Source organism: Rhodococcus sp. UNC23MFCrub1.1 (assembly GCF_000686025.1).
GTDB lineage: Bacteria > Actinomycetota > Actinomycetes > Mycobacteriales > Mycobacteriaceae > Rhodococcoides.
The window spans coordinates 54716-73276 of the sequence record NZ_JMLQ01000002.1 but is presented as its reverse complement, the minus strand read 5'-3'; the positions used below and the strand labels follow the sequence as shown (position 1 = coordinate 73276).

Annotated in this window: 22 protein-coding genes and 4 tRNA genes; 7 read left to right on the top strand and 19 right to left on the bottom strand. The window is 68.1% G+C overall.

Features of this window, described 5'->3' with window-relative positions; all coding sequences use genetic code 11:
- Window positions 1-109 precede the first annotated feature (109 nt).
- Both BR07_RS23455 and BR07_RS0105460 read left to right on the top strand, forming a co-directional pair.
- Window positions 110-700 (top strand): sigma-70 family RNA polymerase sigma factor, encoded by a 591-nt coding sequence (locus tag BR07_RS23455; protein WP_231476214.1) that lies wholly within the window; start codon window positions 110-112, stop codon window positions 698-700.
- Window positions 700-1398, top strand: a complete 699-nt coding sequence (locus BR07_RS0105460; protein WP_027504562.1) for a hypothetical protein — start codon at window positions 700-702, stop codon at window positions 1396-1398. Before BR07_RS23455 ends, BR07_RS0105460 begins: the two co-directional genes overlap by 1 nt.
- Window positions 1399-1476: 78 nt before the next feature.
- On the opposite strand, the gene rplL is transcribed toward BR07_RS0105460, so the two are convergent.
- Together rplL and rplJ are read right to left on the bottom strand one after the other, a co-directional pair.
- Entirely contained in the window at window positions 1477-1863 is a 387-nt protein-coding gene (gene rplL / locus BR07_RS0105455) for a 50S ribosomal protein L7/L12 (protein WP_027504561.1), read from the bottom strand.
- Window positions 1864-1968: 105 nt separating this feature from the next.
- The gene (rplJ, locus tag BR07_RS0105450) at window positions 1969-2523 is read right to left on the bottom strand and encodes a 50S ribosomal protein L10 (protein WP_027504560.1); all 555 of its coding nucleotides are present in this window, start codon (window positions 2521-2523) and stop codon (window positions 1969-1971) included.
- Window positions 2524-2952: 429 nt separating this feature from the next.
- Between rplJ and BR07_RS0105445 the strand changes: the two genes are divergently transcribed.
- The 3 genes from BR07_RS0105445 to BR07_RS23450 all read left to right on the top strand — a co-directional run bounded on the left by BR07_RS0105445 (window position 2953) and on the right by BR07_RS23450 (window position 6196).
- Window positions 2953-3150, top strand: coding sequence for a hypothetical protein (locus BR07_RS0105445; RefSeq protein WP_027504559.1), 198 nt, complete (start codon window positions 2953-2955; stop codon window positions 3148-3150).
- Window positions 3151-3262: 112 nt separating this feature from the next.
- A complete protein-coding gene (locus BR07_RS0105440; RefSeq protein ID WP_027504558.1) occupies window positions 3263-5236 on the top strand; it encodes a CocE/NonD family hydrolase in 1974 nt (657 codons plus the stop codon).
- Between the two features lie 114 nt (window positions 5237-5350).
- Entirely contained in the window at window positions 5351-6196 is an 846-nt protein-coding gene (locus BR07_RS23450; RefSeq protein ID WP_051613162.1) for an alpha/beta fold hydrolase, read from the top strand.
- A 60-nt stretch (window positions 6197-6256) separates the two neighbouring features.
- On the opposite strand, the gene rplA is transcribed toward BR07_RS23450, so the two are convergent.
- From rplA to BR07_RS0105380, 11 genes are all read right to left on the bottom strand, one after another.
- Window positions 6257-6976 (bottom strand): 50S ribosomal protein L1, encoded by a 720-nt coding sequence (rplA, locus tag BR07_RS0105430; protein ID WP_027504557.1) that lies wholly within the window; start codon window positions 6974-6976, stop codon window positions 6257-6259.
- Between the two features lie 86 nt (window positions 6977-7062).
- On the bottom strand, window positions 7063-7497 hold the full coding sequence (rplK, locus tag BR07_RS0105425; protein ID WP_027504556.1) for a 50S ribosomal protein L11: 435 nt from the start codon (window positions 7495-7497) through the stop codon (window positions 7063-7065).
- Between the two features lie 77 nt (window positions 7498-7574).
- Complete coding sequence (nusG, locus tag BR07_RS0105420; protein WP_027504555.1) at window positions 7575-8420, bottom strand: transcription termination/antitermination protein NusG; 846 nt, start codon at window positions 8418-8420, stop codon at window positions 7575-7577.
- A gap of 70 nt (window positions 8421-8490) precedes the next feature.
- A complete protein-coding gene (gene secE / locus BR07_RS0105415) occupies window positions 8491-8949 on the bottom strand; it encodes a preprotein translocase subunit SecE (RefSeq protein ID WP_027504554.1) in 459 nt (152 codons plus the stop codon).
- Window positions 8950-9029: 80 nt separating this feature from the next.
- Window positions 9030-9105 (bottom strand) — tRNA-Trp (locus tag BR07_RS0105410).
- Between the two features lie 132 nt (window positions 9106-9237).
- Window positions 9238-9666 carry a (3R)-hydroxyacyl-ACP dehydratase subunit HadB gene (gene hadB, locus BR07_RS0105405; protein ID WP_027504553.1) on the bottom strand — a complete coding sequence of 143 codons (429 nt, stop codon included), beginning with the start codon at window positions 9664-9666 and terminating at the stop codon, window positions 9238-9240.
- Window positions 9656-10210: a (3R)-hydroxyacyl-ACP dehydratase subunit HadA gene (hadA, locus tag BR07_RS23445; RefSeq protein ID WP_051613161.1), complete on the bottom strand. Its 555-nt coding sequence runs from the start codon at window positions 10208-10210 to the stop codon at window positions 9656-9658. Before hadA ends, hadB begins: the two co-directional genes overlap by 11 nt.
- A 190-nt stretch (window positions 10211-10400) precedes the next feature.
- Window positions 10401-10568 (bottom strand): 50S ribosomal protein L33, encoded by a 168-nt coding sequence (rpmG, locus tag BR07_RS27295; RefSeq protein ID WP_027504552.1) that lies wholly within the window; start codon window positions 10566-10568, stop codon window positions 10401-10403.
- A gap of 98 nt (window positions 10569-10666) precedes the next feature.
- Window positions 10667-10739: transfer RNA gene (locus BR07_RS0105390), tRNA-Met, on the bottom strand.
- A 35-nt stretch (window positions 10740-10774) separates the two neighbouring features.
- Window positions 10775-10847: transfer RNA gene (locus tag BR07_RS0105385), tRNA-Thr, on the bottom strand.
- Between the two features lie 171 nt (window positions 10848-11018).
- Window positions 11019-11101, bottom strand: a tRNA-Tyr gene (locus BR07_RS0105380).
- A 144-nt stretch (window positions 11102-11245) separates the two neighbouring features.
- On the opposite strand from BR07_RS0105380, the gene BR07_RS0105375 reads away from it, so the two are divergent.
- Entirely contained in the window at window positions 11246-11737 is a 492-nt protein-coding gene (locus tag BR07_RS0105375; protein ID WP_027504551.1) for a YajQ family cyclic di-GMP-binding protein, read from the top strand.
- A gap of 1 nt (window position 11738) precedes the next feature.
- On the opposite strand, the gene htpX is transcribed toward BR07_RS0105375, so the two are convergent.
- Both htpX and BR07_RS0105365 read right to left on the bottom strand, forming a co-directional pair.
- The gene (htpX, locus tag BR07_RS0105370) at window positions 11739-12605 is read right to left on the bottom strand and encodes a zinc metalloprotease HtpX (RefSeq protein WP_027504550.1); all 867 of its coding nucleotides are present in this window, start codon (window positions 12603-12605) and stop codon (window positions 11739-11741) included.
- Window positions 12606-12677: 72 nt separating this feature from the next.
- Entirely contained in the window at window positions 12678-13712 is a 1035-nt protein-coding gene (locus BR07_RS0105365) for a polyprenyl synthetase family protein (protein ID WP_051613090.1), read from the bottom strand.
- Window positions 13713-13794: 82 nt separating this feature from the next.
- Between BR07_RS0105365 and BR07_RS0105360 the strand changes: the two genes are divergently transcribed.
- Complete coding sequence (locus BR07_RS0105360; protein WP_051613089.1) at window positions 13795-15072, top strand: geranylgeranyl reductase family protein; 1278 nt, start codon at window positions 13795-13797, stop codon at window positions 15070-15072.
- A 26-nt stretch (window positions 15073-15098) separates the two neighbouring features.
- On the opposite strand, the gene BR07_RS0105355 is transcribed toward BR07_RS0105360, so the two are convergent.
- The 4 genes from BR07_RS0105355 to BR07_RS0105340 form a co-directional block, all read right to left on the bottom strand.
- A complete protein-coding gene (locus BR07_RS0105355; protein WP_027504547.1) occupies window positions 15099-16082 on the bottom strand; it encodes a hypothetical protein in 984 nt (327 codons plus the stop codon).
- 61 nt (window positions 16083-16143) lie between these two features.
- On the bottom strand, window positions 16144-16848 hold the full coding sequence (locus tag BR07_RS0105350) for a demethylmenaquinone methyltransferase (protein WP_027504546.1): 705 nt from the start codon (window positions 16846-16848) through the stop codon (window positions 16144-16146).
- A gap of 30 nt (window positions 16849-16878) precedes the next feature.
- Window positions 16879-18024 (bottom strand): glycosyltransferase family 4 protein, encoded by a 1146-nt coding sequence (locus BR07_RS0105345; RefSeq protein ID WP_027504545.1) that lies wholly within the window; start codon window positions 18022-18024, stop codon window positions 16879-16881.
- Between the two features lie 87 nt (window positions 18025-18111).
- Window positions 18112-18561, bottom strand: a complete 450-nt coding sequence (locus BR07_RS0105340; protein WP_051613160.1) for a DUF3592 domain-containing protein — start codon at window positions 18559-18561, stop codon at window positions 18112-18114.

Here is an 18561-nt window from a genome sequence, read left to right as displayed (position 1 = left end):
GGACGTCCTTCGAGAGGGGATACGTCCGGAATGACCGAAACGTTCACCGGTCGAACGTCGTCGCACTTCTCGACGTACACCCACCATGGAGGTCGGAGCGGCGTCGACGGTGAGTAGGGTTCGTCCTGCACGGGCACCGGCGGGGAACACCCCTCCCCCGACATCGAGGGGGCAGACGCTGGCGATCTTCCGGTCGCGCGAGAGCGGGACGTTCGATCTCACGGCCGCCTACGACGCCCACGCGTCGTCGCTGCTGGGTTTCGCCGTGAACGTGTTGCACGATCGTGTCGCCGCCGAGGACTGCGTGCAGGAGACCTTCGTACGTGCGTGGCGAGCGCGGGACAGGTTCGACGAGTCCCGGGGTGGAACTCGGACCTGGCTCTTCGCCATCGCACGCAACGTCGTCGCGGATGCTCAGCGGTCGCGAGGCCGTACTCCGCTGGTCGCGTCCTCCCCCGTCGCGGAAGGCGACGCCGTGGAACCCGATCGAAGCGATCACGTCCTGACCCGGATGCGGGTGGTGGAGGGTCTGGCCACCCTGTCCCCCGAACATCGACAGGTGGTGGTGGCCATACACCTGACCGGCCTGTCCTACGCGGAGCTGTCGGCCGGCACCGGCGTCGCGATCGGCACCCTGCGCACCCGCGCGTACTACGCACTGCGTGCCCTGCGCGCTCACTTCGACGGTCAGGAGACCTGATGACTCCGGGACATCCGCGACGAGAGGAGTTGATCGCGGCTGCGGTGGCCGGCGACCTGACCGACGCCGAGCGGCGCGAGCTTCGCATTCTGGAGGCCGAGGACACCTCCGTCGCCGACGAGATCCGTGAGATGCGCGAGACGGTCGCGTCGCTGGGGTCGGCAGCGGGACTGACCTGGGTCGATGCGGAACCCGGTGACCTGCTTCGACGACGCATCGTCAGACCGTCTGCGCCCGGTCGCCTCGTCCCGGCCGCTGCAGCTGTCGCCGGAATCGCGGTGGGCGTCGCGGCGGTGCTCGGTGTGCAGACGGTCGGCACCGGGGGTGGCGAGACGCCCGCCGACAGCACGATCGCGGCCCCCGAGGTCGAGGGACCACCGGGCGAGCTGGGCGCGTTCGAGGCGATCGACTTCACCGCGTCGAGTCCCGGCGTCACTGTCGACGGCGGCCTGGTTGCTCACACGTGGGGCACCGAGACGGTCCTGGACATGCAGGGTGTCCCGGTCGACGAAGCGTTCGAGGTGGTTCTGGTGGACCGCACCGGCGCGGATCGTTCCTCGGGCAGCTTCCTCGGCAGCTCCGTGACCATCGACTGCCGCATGAACGCCGCGGTGCTTCGTCCCGACGTCGCGGAGATCGAGATCCGGGCCGCGAGCGGAGGCCTTCTCGCCCGCGCCGCACTGCCCACCGTGGGCTGACTCCGCGCGCCGTCGCCAGACACGAGAAAAGCGGCCGCACCCCGAGGGGTACGGCCGCTTCTGCGCTGTGGGGCTAGATCACTTGATGGAGATCTTCGCGCCGGCAGCTTCGAGCTTCTCCTTGGCGGCGTCGGCCGAAGCCTTGTCCACCTTCTCCAGGATGGCCTTCGGAGCGCTCTCGACGAGGTCCTTGGCTTCCTTCAGGCCCAGGCCGGAGACGACCTCACGGACGACCTTGATGACCTGGATCTTCTTGTCGCCGGCGCCCTCGAGGACGACGTCGAACTCGTCCTGCTCCTCAGCGGCCTCGGCGGGAGCAGCTGCTCCGCCTGCGGCAGCAACGGCGACGGGGGCAGCTGCGGTGACCTCGAAGGTCTCCTCGAATGCCTTCACGAACTCGGAGAGCTCGAGGAGGGTGAGCTCCTTGAACTGGTCGAGCAATTCTTCGGTGCTGAGCTTCGCCATGGTGGCGGTCCTCTCTGTAAGTCCTTGTCGCCGATCCGGGGACAGGAGATTGCGTGCAGGCCGGAGGCCGGCCGCACGGGGTGGTGTGCAGTCCTTGCGGATCAGCTAGTCGGCAGCTGCGGCTTCCGGCGCCGAGGCGCCCTCTTCTGCAGCCTTCTTCTCCTGCAGCGCAGCCGCGAGACGCGCGACCTGCGAAGCGGGAGCGTTGAACAGGCCTGCGGCCTTTGCCAGGTTGCCCTTCATCGCGCCGGCGAGCTTGGCCAGCAGGACCTCGCGGGATTCGAGATCCGCGATCCTGTTGACCTCGTCCACGGACAGCGCGCGGCCGTCCATGTAGCCGCCCTTGATGACGAGCGCCTTGTTGTCCTTGGCGAACTGCTTGATCGCCTTGGCAGCGTCGACCGGCTCACCATCGATGAATGCGATGGCGGTCGGACCGACGAACAAGTCGTCGAGGCCTTCGATGCCCGCATCAGCTGCGGCACGCTTGACCAGGGTGTTCTTGGCGACGGAGTACGTAGCTCCGGTACCGAGGGCCCGACGGAGCTCCGTCAGACGGGTGACCGACAAGCCACGGTATTCCGTGACGACGGCCGCCGTGGCGCCCTTGAACTGCTCGGAGATCTCCGCGACCGCGGATACCTTCTCAGCCTTTGCCATACTTCGCCTCCTCTCGTTGCGTCGAGTCGGCCCGGCCCGAACAAGCAGAAACGCCCCGGTGCAGGGCACACGGGGCGTCGGAATGCGGGCGGCGCGACTCGGAGAGAGTCAGCAACACGTATCCCTGGTCCTCGTCCTCCTGCGTGGGTCGCCGGCTCGGCCGGACCTTCAATCGCCATCTCCGACGAGGCGAACCTCTTCGAAGACCACGATGACCAACGGTCTTGGGTGGAACAGATCAGGTGAACATCGCACGATCGCAGATCACGACCGCACGGTGTCCGGAGAGAAGAGTACCCCGGGGCCGCCGGAGACACCAAAAGGGCTACGCCCCTGTGCGCCTTGTGCGCATCCCCGGGTACGCAAAGGGCGCACGGGGGCGGAGCCCGCTCGGTTTGAGAGGTGCTCTCCCGAGGGAACACGGTGCTCATGGCCAATTATCGCGTACTCGACCCCACCGGATCCGTCGTCGCCACCAAGGAGATCCCCAACTCCACCGACGCCCACACCTGGTTCAAGGAGAGCAAGTCCGACGACGCCGAACTCGGCTGGCGCCTCGAAGTGGAGCACGACGGCGAGTGGGCCTTCTTCAGCGACAGCGAGGGAACCCCCGAGGGCGGCAAGTAGCAGCGCACTCACCTGGTGACATCGAACGACGACGTGCCCTCGTCGTTGTCGAAGGGCCGGGAATGGCGTGTTGTGTACCGCGTGTCACAGCAATGAGGTTGACTCGACGTTCATGACGACGACATCGGCCCATGCACTGGTGCAACCCGAGCACGTCGTCTCGCCCTTCCACCGTGATCCCACCGGCGGCGCCGACGGCCGAGCATGGGCAGAACTCGTGGAGTCCGCTCCCGAGTTCCCCCGTGTGCACATCGACCGCGGCGCCGCCGTCACGATGACGGACGGAGCCGTTCTCCGCGCCATCGTCGTGTCCCCTGCTGACGCGAGTGGACGATCCGTCTCCTCTCGCTTCCCCGTCGTCCTGAACATCACCCCGTACAACTCGGTCCTGCTCGACTCGATCGACGCACTCCTCGCAGCACCCGTGCTCGGGCCGGCGCTGCGTCGCGTGTCCCGCTCCGTCGACCTCTCGGGAACCCCGTTCGACGGCATCTCCGAGATCACCCGCGTCGTCGCGGGCGGTGCGGCGGATCTGCTCACCGTGAACCGCCATCTCGTCCGTAGCGGCTACGTGCAGGTCATCATCGACGCGCGCGGCACCGGTTCCTCGTCCGGCGTGTGGGACACCCTCGGCCCGCGTGAACAACTCGACACCCTGGAGATCCTCGAGTGGATCCGGGCGTCGCCGTGGTGCGACGGGCGCGTCGGCATGGCCGGCATCTCCTACTCCGCCATCAATTCCCTGCAGGCCGCCGCCGCGGGCAGCGCGGGACCGGACGCCGTGTTCGCCGTCGAGGGATCCGAGGACATCGTCCGCGAGATCTTCGCCACCGGCGGCGCACCGTCGCTCTTCATCCCCCTGTGGCTCACCGCCGTGAACACCCTCAAATGGGTTCCGGCAGTGCAGATCCTGCGACGCGGCGGAGTCGGCTGGCTCGCGGATCGCGTACGGTCCCCCGCCACGAACATCAGCAATCTGGTGAACGGGTTCCTCACCGGTTCGGACCCGCGCATCTACGACGACCCGTCCTTCGACACCATCGATCCCACCATCGAGGACATCGCGGTCCCCACGTTCCTCTACGGCTGCTGGCACGACATCTTCGGCGGCGCGGCACCCGACATGTACAACCGACTCACCGTCGAACGCGGGCGCAAGCAACTTCTGGTGGGCGACGGGTACCACGGCAACCCCGGGATCGGCTTCGGTGAACCCGGGTTCCCGCCGCGACTCGACGTGCTCGAACGCGCCTGGTTCGACAAGTGGCTGCGCGGCATCGACAACGGTATCGACCGCTACGGACCGGTCACGCTGCGTCAGCAGGGCGGCGGGTGGGAAGCGCACGGCCGGTTCCCCGCGCCCGCCGCCGTGGCTCGGCGCCTCTACCTGAGCGCCGACTCGTCCGGTACCGCGTCGCACAGCCGGCACGACGGGTCCCTGCACTTCGAGGCGCCGACCGACACGGCCCGTCTGACGGTGAAGCCCGGGTTCCGCACCGTCGTCTCCCGCGACACCACGCAGGTGCTGGCCGGTGTTCCGGCCGTTCTCGGCGGCGGCTTCACCTACGACAACCGCTTCGCGGAGGGTGACGCGCTCACGTTCACCACGCCTCCCGTCATGACCACCGTCGTCTACTCGGGCCCCGCCAACGTCCACGTCCGCACCGTCGCGCGCGCCCGCGAGTCGATGTGGGCCGTGATGCTGTGCGACGTCGCCCCCGACGGCACTCCCACCGTGCTCACCAACGGTGCGCTGCTGGCGTCGCGCCGCGCGATCGACGACGAGGAGAGCATCCGCACCGAGTCGGGTGACTACCTGGTGGCCCACCACCCGCTCACGCGCGAGTCACTGCTCCCCGTGGTCCCCGGCGAACCGATCGTCCTCGACATCGAACTACTCTCGACCGAGGCGGTCCTGCACCCCGGACACCGCCTGCGACTCGACATCTTCGCGGCCGACGCGCCTCGATTCGTGCCGATCCTGCCCGATCGCCTCCGCACCCGATGGCGAGCGCAGGACGTCGACCTCGACCCGACGAACCCCAGTTTCATCACGTTGCCGCTGCTCGGTGAGCCCGGCTGGTAAGGAGATCCACGTATGACAGGCACACCCGAGACCGGCCGTTCCGAGACCGAGGTCGAGGTCGAGGTCCGTACCGGCACCGCCTCGGTCGGCGCGGTCGAGATCGCCTACGAGGACATGGGCGACATCGAGAACCCGCCGATCCTGCTCGTCATGGGACTGGGCTGCCAGCTGCTCACGTGGTCGATGCCGTTCTGCCGCAAGCTGATCAACGCCGGCTATCGCGTGATCCGCTTCGACAACCGAGACATCGGACTCTCGGGCAAGCTCGACGGGCAGCGCGTCACGGGGAACATCCTGCTGCGACTGGTCCGCCACGAACTCGGGCAGTCGAGCTCGGTTCCGTACACGGTGGTGGACATGGCCGAGGACACCGTCGGCCTGCTCGACCACCTGGGCATCGAGTCGGCCCACATCGTCGGCGCCTCGATGGGCGGCATGATCACGCAGGTGGTCGCGGGGTCGCACCCGGAGCGCATCCGCTCGGTCTCCATCCTCTTCTCCAGCACCAACGAGGCGTTCCTGCCGCCGCCGGACGTCCGCGCGCTCGCGCCGCTGCTCAAGCCGCCGCCCAAGAACGCGACGCGCGAGCAGATCATCGAACACCAGGCGACGACGTTCCAGACGATCGGCAGCAAGCAGTTCCCCACCACGCGGGACGAACGTGTCGCCGACGCGACCGAGGCGTACGACCGCGGCTACTACCCGGCCGGCATCGTCCGTCAGCTCGCGGCGATCACCGGAACCGGGAGCCTCGCGAAGTACACGAAGCGGATCACGGCGCCGACGGTCGTCATCCACGGCACGGCGGATCCCCTCGTGCGTCCCGCCGGCGGGAAGGCCATCGCGCGCCACGTGGTCGGATCCGAGCTGGTGCTCGTCGACGGCATGGCGCACGACATCCCGAACGCCCTGGTGGACCGCGTGGTCGACACGATTCTCACGAACGTCGCCAAGGCCTGAGAACGCGACGAAGGCCGGCACCCCCACGGGGTGCCGGCCTTCTTCGGTGCTGCGAGTGACTCAGGCGGTCGCGTCGTCCTCGAGGAGGTTCCGAGTACGGTTCGGGTCCACCGGGATGCCCGGTCCGGTGGTGGTCGAGACCGTGATCTTCTTGACGTAACGGCCCTTGGCCGACGACGGCTTCGCACGCAGGATCTCGTCCAGGGCTGCGCCGTAGTTCTCCACCAGCTTGGCGTCGTCGAACGACGCCTTGCCGATGACGAAGTGCAGGTTGGCCTGCTTGTCGACGCGGAAGTTGATCTTGCCGCCCTTGATGTCGCCGACGGCCTTGGTCACGTCGTTGGTGACCGTGCCCGTCTTCGGGTTCGGCATCAGGCCACGCGGTCCGAGAACGCGGGCGATGCGGCCGACCTTGGCCATCTGGTCAGGGGTGGCGATCGCTGCGTCGAACTCCAGCCATCCGCCCTGGATCCGCTCGATCAGGTCCTCTGCGCCGACCTCGTCCGCACCGGCGGCGACGGCCTCGTCGGCCTTCGCGCCTGCGGCGAAGACGATGACGCGGGCGGTCTTACCGGTGCCGTGGGGCAGGTTGACGGTGCCGCGCACCATCTGGTCCGCCTTGCGGGGATCGACGCCGAGGCGCATCGCGACCTCGACGGTCGGATCGAACTTGCTCGACGCGGTGTCCTTGGCCAGCTTCGCCGCCGAGAGCGGCGAGTAGAGCTGGTCCTGATCGATCTTCGCTGCTGCGGCCTCGTAGGCCTTGCTGCGCTTTGCCATGATGATGTCCGTTCGTTGTTCGGAGCGTGGTTGACGAGCCTGGCCGGCTCTCCCACGTGATGCTGTGGAGCTGGTGAGCCTGTGGCTCAGCCTTCGACCGTGATACCCATCGAGCGAGCAGTGCCGGCGATGATCTTCGCGGCCTGGTCGATGTCGTTGGCGTTCAGATCCTCGGCCTTGGTCTTGGCGATCTCGCGCACCTGGTCCATGGTCACCGTGGCGACCTTGGTCTTGTGCGGCTCGCCCGAACCCTTGGCGACGCCGGCTGCCTTGAGCAGCAGCTTGGCGGCAGGCGGGGTCTTCAGCTTGAAGTCGAAGGTCCGGTCCTCGTAGACCGAGATCTCCACCGGCACGACGTTGCCACGCTGCGACTCGGTCGCGGCGTTGTACGCCTTGCAGAACTCCATGATGTTGACGCCGTGCTGACCGAGGGCGGGGCCCACGGGCGGTGCCGGGTTGGCCTGACCGGCCTGGATCTGAAGCTTGATGATCCCGGCTAGCTTCTTCTTCTTGGGGGGCATCTGTGATTCCTAGGTTGTTGCGTGGTTCTCGGATGTCTTGCGGTACTGCCTGCAAGTTGTGGGGGGTTCTGAGCGCCCTAGATCTTCGCGACCTGGGTGAAGCCCAGCTCGACCGGAGTCTCGCGGCCGAAGATGGACACCAGCACCTTGAGCTTCTGCTGCTCGGCGTTGACCTCGCTGATGCTGGCGGGAAGCGTGGCGAAGGGGCCGTCCATGACGGTGACGGACTCGCCGACCTCGAAATCGACCTCGATGGTCGGCTTCGACGACGTCTCGCCCGCACCCTCGGCACCGGTGATGGCGCCCGCGGTGGCCTTCTTCTTGTCCTCCTGCGGCATGAGGAACTTGACGACCTCGTTGATGGTCAACGGGGACGGGCGCGACGTGGCGCCGACGAAGCCGGTGACACCGGGAGTGTTGCGGACAGCACCCCAGGACTCGTCGTTCAGTTCCATGCGCACCAGGATGTAGCCCGGCAGCACCTTGCGGTTGACCTGCTTGCGCTGGCCGTTCTTGATCTCGGTGACCTCCTCGGTGGGAACTTCCACCTGGAAGATGTAGTCACCGACGTCGAGGTTCTGGACGCGGGTCTCGAGGTTGGTCTTCACCTTGTTCTCGTATCCGGCGTACGAGTGGATGACGTACCAGTCGCCGGGGGCGCGCCGCAGCGCAGCCTTCATCTCGGCGACGGGGTCGACCGGCTCCGCGTCGATGGGAGCGTCGTCGGCGACGACGGCGTCCGCATCGGCGTCGACGGTCTCCGACTCGTCGGTGTCACCGGTGGCGGCAGCGACGTCGGCCGCGATGGCCTCGTCGGTCTCGCGGTCCTGTGCGGCCTGCTCCGCTTCGAGGCCCTGCTTGGTCGCCTCGACCTGAGCGTCGTAGGCGGCCACTTCGGTGGCGTCGTTATGGGGCGTGCTCACGAAAGGCACTCGCTTCCTGTAATCGTTCCGGTCGTACTCGGGGTGGTCGTGCGGACCTGTGTGTCCGGCGTCAGCCGAACAGCCACTGCACTCCCCTGATGAACGCCAGGTCCAGCCCACTGATGTAGGCCACCATGAACGTCACGAACACCAACACCACAGCGGTGTAGGTGACCATCTGCTTGCGGTTGGGCCAGATGACCTTGCGCAGCTCGGCGACGACCTCGCGCAGAAACTTGCGGAGCCGCTTGAAGATGTTCATCTTCGGCGTCGCTTCGGCGCGGGTGCGGCCCTCGACACGAGAGGCGGTGGCGACGGACTTGCCGGCGGTGGTCTTGGCACCATCCTTGATCAGCGACGGAGCATCGTCCGCGGACCGGGTCCGGCGGGCTGCGCGCTTGCCGGAGGGCCGGCTCGACCCGGCGGCATCGTGGGCGGCAGCAGCATCGTCGGCGACGACAGCATCGTCCGCACCGAGATCCTCGGAACCGTCGGAGCTGCTGTCGCGCGCGCCGCGCTGATCGCTCACGTCGTTCCTCTCGGTCGTCGGCAGGGTGTCTGCACTCGAATGCTCTGCATGACCACTGTCCGAAGCACCGCTTGCGAACGTGGCAGGGGCGACAGGACTTGAACCTGCAACCTACGGTTTTGGAGACCGTTGCTCTACCAATTGAGCTACGCCCCTTCGGCCGGATCGAAATCCGGTCGTACCGGCGACGGACAGCGCACAGCGCTGTACGACCCCGGAGATCTCAGTGTACTGCACTCACGGACGCCCCCGAAATCGCTGACTCGAGTCGGCGATCGGAGAGCCGGATCACGCGAGCTGGACGGTCGCGACGGCGCGACCGAAGATCTTCTTGCCCTCGTATTTCGCGGTGATGGCGACGACGGCCTTGCGGGTGTCCGCGTCGACCGACTTGATGCGACCCGTGAAGTCGACCTTGGCCGGCTCGGTCTCCTTGACCAGCACGGGGCTGGTGAAGCGCACGTTGTACTCGGTGATGGCGCCCGGATCACCCGACCAGTCGGTGACGAAACCGGCGCCGAGTCCCATGGTGAGCATGCCGTGGGCGACGACGTCCGAGAGTCCGGCGAGCGTGCGCGCGACCGGATCACTCCAGTGGATCGGGTTCGGGTCGCCGGAGACGCCCGAGTAGTTCACGAGGTCACCGCGGGTGAGCTCGTAGGTGCGCTCGGGAAGGTCGTCGCCGACGGTGACCTGGTCGAACTGCTTACGAGTCATGTTTCATGACACCTTTCGCCATCTCCAGCGCGTCCTGATCGGAACCGCCGCCGGTCTTCGCCACGAGTGTCGTCCAGGACGTCATGACGTCCTCGCCGGCCTCGTCCGTGACCATGTTCTTCGTGATGATGATGTCGCTTCCACCCATCTGGCGGAAGGACTCCAGGCTCACGTCGACGGTCAGGCGGTCCCCCGCCACGATCGGACGGTGGAACTCGAGACGCTGATCCGCCTGCATGATCTGCGACAGGTCGTACCCGGTGATGACCTCGTCGAACATGGCCTTCTGCGCGATGATGCCGACGACCGAGATGAAGGTGGCCGGTGCGACGAGATGCTCGTACCCGAGCTCGGCCGCGGCGTCCTCCGAGGAGTGCGCGGGATGATCGTTCTGCACGGCCCGTGAGTACTCGCGCACCTTCTCGCGCCCGATCTCGTAGAAGTCGGGCATGCGGTAGTGGTGCCCGACCATGCTGGCGGTGTGCACCGCCGGGTCGACGGCAGGCGTGTCGCCCCGGTCGGTTGCGGTTGCGGTGACTGTCACGTCGTCGACTCCCCCGAGAATGATGTGGAACTCACCACGGGACACCCGAGCGTGGGACGAGAGACAGTCCGGACGGCTCTGTCGGGCGAGTTCGAGACGGACGGCGCCGAGCCGACTGGGTCACCGGCACCTGGACACACGTCAGCGCTGCCACGGCGACTGTGCCGGGGCAGCGCTGCTGTGCGAATGATCAGCGAGATTCGCGGTGCGCGCGATGAGTTCCGCAGTTCGGGCAGAACTTCTTGATCTCGAGGCGATCGGGATCGTTGCGGCGATTCTTCTTGGTGATGTAGTTACGGTGCTTGCACACCTCGCACGCCAAGGTGATCTTGGGCCGAACGTCAGTGGAGGAGGCCACGTCGATGCCTGCTTTCGGGTAGAGCGCGATACGGGTGCTGCGTCGGTCATGAATACCGGACCCCACTGCGCGCAGCAGCGGCGGAGTCCTCTGTCGAGTAGCGATGGCCGGACTTGAACCGGCGACACAACGATTATGAGTCGTTTGCTCTACCGACTGAGCTACACCGCCTCGGTGCCGGACGCCGGCCGGCGCTCGGTCCCGCGAGCCCCCTAACGGAATCGAACCGTTGACCTTTTCCTTACCATGGAAACGCTCTACCGACTGAGCTAAGGGGGCAGGATCGGCGCACACGAGGTGCACGTCGAAGCCTTCGAAGACATTACACAGGGGTCAGACCGCTCGCCAAATTGCCTGGTGAACGAGTTGCACGCGGCGTTTCGCATGCCGCCTGCCCCCACCCCGACGACGAGACCCCGGCGAGGATTCTCGCCGGGGTCTCGTCGGGTGTGGCAGATGTAGGATTCGAACCTACGTAGGCATAAGCCGACGGATTTACAGTCCGCTCCCATTGGCCGCTCGGGCAATCTGCCGGGATGCTCCATGGCGCCGGACACTCGTCGAGTGACCGCTCCAGGTGCGATACGCAGAATACAACGACCGCACCCCTCGATGGCAAACCGGCTGGACACGCTACCGTCGGCACCGTACCGATCACGCACGAAGGAGTGTTGTCAGTGGCTGATTCGTCGTTCGACGTCGTGAGCAAGGTGGACCGCCAGGAGGTCGACAACGCTCTGAACCAGGCCGGCAAGGAGCTGTCGACCCGCTTCGACTTCCGCGGCACCGGCGCGAGCATCGAGTGGTCCGGAGACGAGGCCATCGTCATCACCGCCGAGGCCGAGGAACGCGCGAAGGCCGCCCTGGACGTCTTCAAGGAGAAGCTCATCCGACGCGACATCTCGCTCAAGGCCTTCGACGACGGCGATCCCGTGCAGTCGGGCAAGACCTACAAGATCACCGGCACGCTGGTGCAGGGCATCACCACCGAGAACGCCAAGAAGATCTCGAAGAAGATCCGCGACGAGGGCCCCAAGGGCGTCAAGGCGCAGATCCAGGGCGAGGAACTGCGGGTGAGCAGCAAGAAGCGTGACGACCTCCAGGCCGTTCAGCAGCTGCTCAAGGGCGAGGACTTCGGCATCGCCCTGCAGTTCGTCAACTACCGCTGACTCAGCGGTAGGGCCCCGCCATGCGCTCGAGGCGGGCGATGCGCTCCTCCATCGGCGGGTGCGTGGAGAACAGCTTGCTCGCGCGGTCACCCGCCCGGAACGGGTTGGCGATCATCAGGTGCGACTGGGCCGTGAGGCGCGGCTCGGGGGGCAGCGGGGCGGCCTGGGTGCCGCTCTGCAGCTTGCGGAGCGCGGAGGCCAGCGCCAGGGGGTCGCCGGTGAGCTCGGCACCCGACTGGTCCGCCTGGTACTCCCGCGAGCGCGACACGGCCAGCTTCACCAGTGACGCCGCGATCGGTCCGAGCATCGACACCAGCAGCAGGGCCAGCGGGTTGGCGCCCTGCCCGTTCCCGCGCCCGCCGAAGACGTTCGCGAAGAACGCGAAGTTCGCGAGTCCGGACACCACGGCCGCCATGGCGCCCGCCACGGACGAGATGAGGATGTCGCGGTTGTAGACGTGCGAGAGCTCGTGGCCGAGGACCGCGCGCAGCTCACGCTCGTTCAGCAGCGCCAGGATGCCGCTGGTGCAACACACCGCGGCGTTGCGCGGGTTGCGTCCCGTGGCGAACGCGTTGGGGGCGTTGGTGGGGCTGATGTAGAGCCGCGGCATGGGCTGATGCGCCGCGGTGGCCAGCTCGCGGACGATCGCGAAGATGCGCGGGTACTCGACCTCGGTGATCGGCTGGGCGTGCATCGACTTCAGCGCCAGCTTGTCGCTGTTGAAGTAGGCGTACCCGTTCATGCCGACGGCCAGGACGACCGCGACCACCAGGATGGTCGAGTTCTGGAACAGAGCGCCGATGAAGACGATGAGAGCCGACATCCCGACCATCAGGCCGAACGTCTTCATGCCGTTCGCGAACTTCATCGTGTGTCGCCGATCCTCTCGCCGCAGTGCTTCCTGCACGACCAACGACCGAGGTGACGCGGGTAGTTCCCGTCAGCTGATGCGGGCGACGGTGTACTCGACCAGCTTGCGCAGCGCGTCGTTGGCCGGGCCCTGCGGCAGAGCGTCCAGCTCGGTGCGCGCCCGCTGGGCGTAGGTGTCGAGCGTCTCGCGTGCCTTGGCCATGCCCGGCGAACGACCCAGCAGAGTCAACGCCTCGGCCACGTCCGCGTCGTCGGTGATGGGACCGCGCAGCAGGTGGCGGAGCCGGTCGCCGTCCGCACCCTCGTCGCGCAGCGCGAACAGCACGGGCAGCGTGTGGACGCCCTCGCGCAGGTCGGTGCCCGGCGTCTTGCCGGAGTCCGACGCGGCGGACGAGATGTCGATGATGTCGTCGGAGATCTGGAACGCGGTGCCCACCGCGTCGCCGAGACGCTCGAGGCGCTCGATGTGCTCGTCGTCGCCCCCGGAGAACGTGCCGCCGAAGCGACCGCTCGTCGCGATCAGCGAACCCGTCTTCTCCCACACCGTGGTGAGGTAGTGATCGACCGGATCCTGATCGGGCTTGCTGCCGATCGTCTCGCGCATCTGGCCTGTGACCAGCGCGGCGAACGTCTCGGCGATCGTACGCACGGCGGAGGGGCCCAGCGTCGAGACCAGGCGCGACGCGTGTGCGAAGAGATAGTCGCCCGCGAGGATGGCGACGCTGTTGCCCCAGCGCGCATTGGCGGACTCCACGCCGCGGCGCATGGCGGCCTCGTCCATGACGTCGTCGTGATACAGCGTCGCGAGGTGCACCATCTCGAGCACGGTGGCCGCGGTGACGATGTCCGGGCTGGACGCCTTGGGGCCGAGCTGACCGGTGAGAATGGTGAACAGCGGGCGGAACCGCTTGCCGCCGGCCTTGGCGAGGTGCAGCGCCGCCTCGGTGAGGAAGTCCTCACCGTCGGACAGCTCGGTCACGAGCAGGCTCTCGACCTCGGCCATCGCCGCGCGCACGATCTCCGCGAACTCCGCGTTCCCGAGATCCACGCCCGCCACCACGGTGGCCCCACTCGCACTCGTCTCGGTCACCGCGCTCGCACCCATTTCTCGTCGTCGAACACCTCGCGCGGCTCCGGGCCTCGGCGCCGCGTCTGCCTCCAACCTATCGTGCCTGCAAGATGGAACGATGACGGATGGACGCGCACAGGGTGTGACACCGGGAACTCGACGCGTGACCGACGTTCTCGTCGTCGGAGCGGGACCCGCGGGCAGCGCCGCCGCGGCCTGGTCCGTACGAGCTGGTCACGACACGATTCTCGCGGACGCCGCCACGTTCCCGCGCGACAAGACCTGCGGTGACGGACTCACGCCGCGTGCCGTGGCCGAGCTCGACGAGCTGGGACTCGGTGACTGGGTGCGCTCGCGGGCGATCAATCGTGGCCTACGCCTCACCGGATTCGGTCAGGAACTCACGCTGCCGTGGCCGGGTGGCTCACTGCCCGACATCGGTTCCGCGGTACCGCGTACCGAGTTGGACGACCGGATCCGCCGGGTGGCCGTCGACGACGGCGCGGTGATGATGGAGAACGCCAAGGCCGTCGATGCGGTGCTGGTGAGCGGGCGGGTCACCGAGGTGATGTTCGACACCGCCGACGGCCCTGTCGCCGTGGCCTGTCGCACGCTGATCGTGGCGGACGGGGTGCGCTCGCCGCTCGGCAAGATCCTCGGCCGTACGTGGCACCGCGACACCGCTTTCGGGGTCGCGGCGCGGGCGTACGTCACGAGTGACCGCAGTGAGGACGAGTGGATCACCTCGCACCTCGAGCTCCGCGACGAGGAGGGCACCCTGCAGGCCGGCTACGGGTGGGTGTTCCCGCTGGGCGTGAACGACGAGGGCACCGGCGAGGTGAACGTGGGGGTGGGGACGCTCGCCACCTCGAAGCGCCCGGCTGCCGGCGCGCTGCGACCTCTCCTGAATCTCTATGCGTCACAACGGGAGTCCGAGTGGGGCCTGAGCGGCGGCGTGCGCCGCGTGCAGTCCGCCCTGCTACCGATGGGCGGCGCGGTGTCGGACGTGGCGGGCCCCAACTGGGCGCTCGTCGGCGATGCGGCGGCCTGCGTGAATCCGCTCAACGGTGAGGGCATCGACTACGGACTCGAGGGTGGTCGACTGATCGCCGAACACCTGGACGGCGCAGACCTGACGCAGGTGTGGCCGGCGGTGCTCCGCGAGCACTACGGGCAGAGCTTCTCGGTCGCTCGTCGCCTCGCGGGACTGCTGACGGTGCCGCGGTTCCTGCCCGCCACGGGGCCGATCGGCATGCGGTCGCGCGCGATCATGACCGTCGCCGTGCGGGTGATGGGCAACCTCATCACCGACGAGGATCGCGACGTGGTCGCGCGCGCCTGGCGGGCCGCGGGATCGACGTCGCTGAAGGTGGACGACCGGCCACCGTTCTCCTGAGAGTGCCCGGCTGCCTCAGGAGCCGGTCAGCGTCCCGGTCGAAAGGCGTACACGGTGGTGCCGTCCGGCAGAAGTATCCCGTCGCGATCGCGGAAGCCGCACTCGAGAGACGCCACGACGCGTTGCAGCACGGGGAGCCGTGCCTGCTCGTCGAGTCCGGCGTGGACGGCGAGGGACAGTTCGGCTCCGTACAGCGCCAGGATGGCCTCGACCGCGCCGGCGAGCGCCGGGTCCTTGGCCTGGTAGAACGCGAAACGGTCCGCCTCCATCGTGTAGTCGCGCTCGTTGCCGCCCGCCAGTACCCGCACCCCGAACTCGGCCAGGTACTCCACCATGCGGCGCTCGGTGGCGCCGAAGCCGATCGACCGGCGGTCCGGCGAGAGGGTGTCGACGACGCGCTTGGTGTCCATGATCAACAGGCCGAGGTCGTTGGCGTCGAGCAGACCGAGGTCGGCGCGCACGGCGTCGCGCAGCAGACGCTGGATCTCGATCAGGAACCCGTGCTCACGGTTCAGCCGCTCGACGGCCGGACCTGGCATCGCGCCCGTCGTGGAGTAGGGCACCAGCACCCGGAGATCGAGCGACATGAGCATCTCGAGCAGCGGCGCGACGCGCTGGCGGGCCACGACGACGGTGATCGTCGAGATGCGCAGCAGTTCCTGATAGGCGGCGTCGACGTCGGCCTGCAGGTCGTCGGCACCCGGCGGCAGTGCGGTCGCGTCGGGGGCGGTCCGGCGACGTACGGCGTCGATCCAGACCCGCTGGAAGGTGGTCAGCGCGACCGACAATTCCTGGTAGCGCTCGGTGACCTGGTCGCGTACCAGCGACGTCTCGACGGCCTGGCGACCGGAATCGTGGGTCAGCTCGGCGCGGATGGTGCGCAGCTCGCGCGCGCGGCGCGTCTCCCTGGTGAGGTGCATGCGCGTGGTGCTGACGGCCCAACCGGCCCCGCCGGCGGCGACGGCCGAGGCAGCGAGGGTGGCATAGGGCAGCCAATCCGGTACGGGCATGCGCAGATCATGCCGTATCCGGACACGGTACGAACACCGATAGGTGCGTTCTCCGTATCTTTCAGTACACCGGTTTCACGGCGCTGTGCAAGGTGACGATGCCGCCCGTGAGATTGCGCCACTGCACGCGGCCCCATCCCGCGGACTGCATGCGCCGCGCGAGCTCCGCCTGGTCCGGCCAGGCGCGAATGGATTCCGCCAGGTAGACGTAGGCGTCGGGATTGCTGCTGACGGTGCGGGCCACGGCCGGGAGCGCCTTCATCAGGTACTCCATGTAGACGGTGCGGAACGCCGGGAAGACCGGTGTGGAGAACTCGCACACCACCAACCGTCCGCCGGGCCGGACCACCCGCAGGATCTCGGCGAGGCCGGCGTTGTGATCGGCCACATTACGGAGACCGAACGAGATGGTGGCGGCGTCGAACACGTCGTCGCCGTAGGGCAGGTGCATCGCGTCGCCCGCGATCATCGGGACGCCGCGCGAGAGGCCCGCGCGGAGCATGCCCTTGGAGAAGTCGGTGGCGACGCACCAGGCGCCGGACCGGCCGAGTTCCTCCGTGGACACTCCGGTCCCGGCCGCGAGATCGAGCACCGCTTCCCCGGGCTTCAGCGCGAGCGCGTCGCGCGTCGCGCGCCGCCAGCCGCGGTCCTGCCCGAAGGACAGGACGGTGTTGGTCAGGTCGTACCGCTTCGCGACTCCGTCGAACATGGACGCGACGTCGTGCGGTTGCTTGTCCAGTTGCGCTCTGGAGCCGTGTGCTGCCACACCTGAACAGTACGTGGGCCGCGCACTCACCTAGGCCGCCGTCGTCCGCCGTCCGACGTCCGAGGTGCCGATGACCGCCTCGTAGTGGCCGATCAACTGGCTGCACAGCGCGGGCCAGGTGCGATGCAGGACGGACTTGCGCGCGGACGTGGCGAACCTCGCACGCGTGGTGGGGTCGGCGAGGGCCTGCACGGCGCTCGGCAGCAACTCCTCGTACCGATCCACGGGCAGCAGGTACCCGTTGCGGCAGTGGCTCACCAGATCGCGGGGACCGCCGGCGTCGGGTCCGATCACCGGGACACCGCTCGCGAGCGCCTCCTGGACGGTCTGGCAGAACGTCTCGTGCTCACCGGGGTGCGCGAACACGTCGAAGGACGCGTAGGCCTCCGACAGGGCCTGCCCGCCCAGCTGACCGGTGAACACCGCGGACGGCATGAGCGCCTCGAGCCGTGCGCGCTCCGGACCGTCACCGACGATCACCACGCGCACGCCCGGTGTCCGCTCGAGTACCGCGAGGCGTTCCACGTGCTTCTCCGGTGCCAACCGGCCGACGAAGCCCACCACCAGCGCGTCGCCCGCGTCCCACTGCGCACGACGCTCCGCGTTCCGCGACGACGGCGCGAAGCGCACGGTGTCCACTCCCCGACCCCAGCGATGCACGCGGGGGATGCCGTGCGCGGCGAGTGCGTCCATCGCCGACGTCGACGGTGCGAGGGTGCGGGCACTGCCCTTGTGGATCCGGCGGGTCCACGCCCAGCAGGCACGCGAGGTCAACCCGAGACCGTAACTCTCGGCGAACCCGGCGACATCGGTCTGATAGACGGCGACGGCCGGGACGTCCAGCCTCCGCGCGGCCGCGAGGCCACCGGCACCGAGCGAGAACGGCGATGCCAGGTGCACCACGTCGGGCGCGAACGAGCGCAGCGCGGCGGTCATACCGGGGCTCGGCACGCCGACGGGCAGCGAACTAACCTTGGGGACCATCACCGACGGCACTCGCAGAACCGGGAACGAGCCGTGTGAGGTCGGTGCCGCGGGCACCCCGGCCGGCGTGTCCGGCGCGACGATCATGGCGTCGTGACCTGCGGACTCCGCATGCTCGAGCACACGGAGAATCGAGTTGGTGACACCGTTGACGTGAGGCAGGAACGATTCAGCGACCACGGCTATGCGCACACCGTGGACTGTTCCGCGCCGCGACGACCGCGATGCGAGGGCGACGTGACCAGCGGGCGAACCCCGGGCGAACCCTCCGGTACCGGGTCAGACGCGCGCGTCGCGGCGCCGCAGGTAGAGGATCGACGGGCCGGCGATCAGCCACGTGACGACGATGACGGAGAGCGCGGGCACGACGGCCACCGAGGCGTCGCGGCCGGCGACCCGCACCAGGTCGGGATCGCTGCGGGAGTACTCGACGTCGATGCGCTGACCGGCGACGAGGTTGGTCGGGTACAGCACTCCGAGCTTGGGATTGTGCATCTCGCCGTCGGGAGTCACGAAGCTCACCGCCGAGCGCAGACGTCCGGCCGACAGCACCTCGGCCGTGGCGACGCCCTCGTCCGAGGAGATGGTGTGGTCGTTGCGCCACGCCGCGAGCACCAACAGGACCGCGAGCACCGAAACGACGGTGGCGATCACCAGGAGAACGGTGGGAACGCGCGAGCGGCGCCGCACGGGGGCCTCGTCCGCCTCGGAGTTCTCGACAGCAGGCAT

Bases quoted from the DNA above. Each gene is read 5' to 3' on its own strand.
- hadB (WP_027504553.1), bottom strand. From the start codon at position 9,666: ATGACTCGTAAGCAGTTCGACCAGGTCACCGTCGGCGACGACCTTCCC.
- BR07_RS0105360 (WP_051613089.1), top strand. From the start codon at position 13,795: ATGACGGATGGACGCGCACAGGGTGTGACACCGGGAACTCGACGCGTG.
- rplK (WP_027504556.1), bottom strand. From the start codon at position 7,497: ATGCCCCCCAAGAAGAAGAAGCTAGCCGGGATCATCAAGCTTCAGATC.
- BR07_RS0105440 (WP_027504558.1), top strand. From the start codon at position 3,263: ATGACGACGACATCGGCCCATGCACTGGTGCAACCCGAGCACGTCGTC.
- BR07_RS0105365 (WP_051613090.1), bottom strand. From the start codon at position 13,712: ATGGGTGCGAGCGCGGTGACCGAGACGAGTGCGAGTGGGGCCACCGTG.
- BR07_RS0105445 (WP_027504559.1), top strand. From the start codon at position 2,953: ATGGCCAATTATCGCGTACTCGACCCCACCGGATCCGTCGTCGCCACC.
- BR07_RS0105355 (WP_027504547.1), bottom strand. From the start codon at position 16,082: ATGCCCGTACCGGATTGGCTGCCCTATGCCACCCTCGCTGCCTCGGCC.
- rplA (WP_027504557.1), bottom strand. From the start codon at position 6,976: ATGGCAAAGCGCAGCAAGGCCTACGAGGCCGCAGCAGCGAAGATCGAT.
- BR07_RS0105340 (WP_051613160.1), bottom strand. From the start codon at position 18,561: ATGCCTGCTGTCGAGAACTCCGAGGCGGACGAGGCCCCCGTGCGGCGC.
- htpX (WP_027504550.1), bottom strand. From the start codon at position 12,605: ATGAAGTTCGCGAACGGCATGAAGACGTTCGGCCTGATGGTCGGGATG.
- rplL (WP_027504561.1), bottom strand. From the start codon at position 1,863: ATGGCGAAGCTCAGCACCGAAGAATTGCTCGACCAGTTCAAGGAGCTC.
- rplJ (WP_027504560.1), bottom strand. From the start codon at position 2,523: ATGGCAAAGGCTGAGAAGGTATCCGCGGTCGCGGAGATCTCCGAGCAG.
- BR07_RS23450 (WP_051613162.1), top strand. From the start codon at position 5,351: ATGGGCGACATCGAGAACCCGCCGATCCTGCTCGTCATGGGACTGGGC.
- BR07_RS0105460 (WP_027504562.1), top strand. From the start codon at position 700: ATGACTCCGGGACATCCGCGACGAGAGGAGTTGATCGCGGCTGCGGTG.